The 882-nt window shown below is 52.5% G+C and carries 1 protein-coding gene; it reads right to left on the bottom strand.

All coding sequences use genetic code 11. The annotated features are described in order from the left end of the window. Positions 1–49 precede the first annotated feature (49 nt). Positions 50–754 (bottom strand): IS6-like element IS26 family transposase, encoded by a 705-nt coding sequence (locus tag ACFPFG_RS33560; RefSeq protein ID WP_001067855.1) that lies wholly within the window; start codon positions 752–754, stop codon positions 50–52. Positions 755–882 lie beyond the last annotated feature (128 nt).

Raw genomic sequence — 882 nt, 5'->3', positions numbered from 1 at the left:
ACTGTTGCAAAGTTAGCGATGAGGCAGCCTTTTGTCTTATTCAAAGGCCTTACATTTCAAAAACTCTGCTTACCAGGCGCATTTCGCCCAGGGGATCACCATAATAAAATGCTGAGGCCTGGCCTTTGCGTAGTGCACGCATCACCTCAATACCTTTGATGGTGGCGTAAGCCGTCTTCATGGATTTAAATCCCAGCGTGGCGCCGATTATCCGTTTCAGTTTGCCATGATCGCATTCAATCACGTTGTTCCGGTACTTAATCTGTCGGTGTTCAACGTCAGACGGGCACCGGCCTTCGCGTTTGAGCAGAGCAAGCGCGCGACCATAGGCGGGCGCTTTATCCGTGTTGATGAATCGCGGGATCTGCCACTTCTTCACGTTGTTGAGGATTTTACCCAGAAACCGGTATGCAGCTTTGCTGTTACGACGGGAGGAGAGATAAAAATCGACAGTGCGGCCCCGGCTGTCGACGGCCCGGTACAGATACGCCCAGCGGCCATTGACCTTCACGTAGGTTTCATCCATGTGCCACGGGCAAAGATCGGAAGGGTTACGCCAGTACCAGCGCAGCCGTTTTTCCATTTCAGGCGCATAACGCTGAACCCAGCGGTAAATCGTGGAGTGATCGACATTCACTCCGCGTTCAGCCAGCATCTCCTGCAGCTCACGGTAACTGATGCCGTATTTGCAGTACCAGCGTACGGCCCACAGAATGATGTCACGCTGAAAATGCCGGCCTTTGAATGGGTTCATGTGCAGCTCCATCAGCAAAAGGGGATGATAAGTTTATCACCACCGACTATTTGCAACAGTGCCCCAATCTCGACTATGCTCAATACTCGTGTGCACCAAAGCGAGGTGAGCATGGCGACGGAGGCTCT

It is taken from the genome of Delftia deserti (assembly GCF_042653485.1).
In the GTDB taxonomy this organism is placed as follows: domain Bacteria; phylum Pseudomonadota; class Gammaproteobacteria; order Burkholderiales; family Burkholderiaceae_C; genus Comamonas; species Comamonas acidovorans.
This window is presented reverse-complemented; position numbering and strand designations above follow the sequence as displayed.

Bases quoted from the DNA above. Each gene is read 5' to 3' on its own strand.
- ACFPFG_RS33560 (WP_001067855.1), bottom strand. From the start codon at position 754: ATGAACCCATTCAAAGGCCGGCATTTTCAGCGTGACATCATTCTGTGG.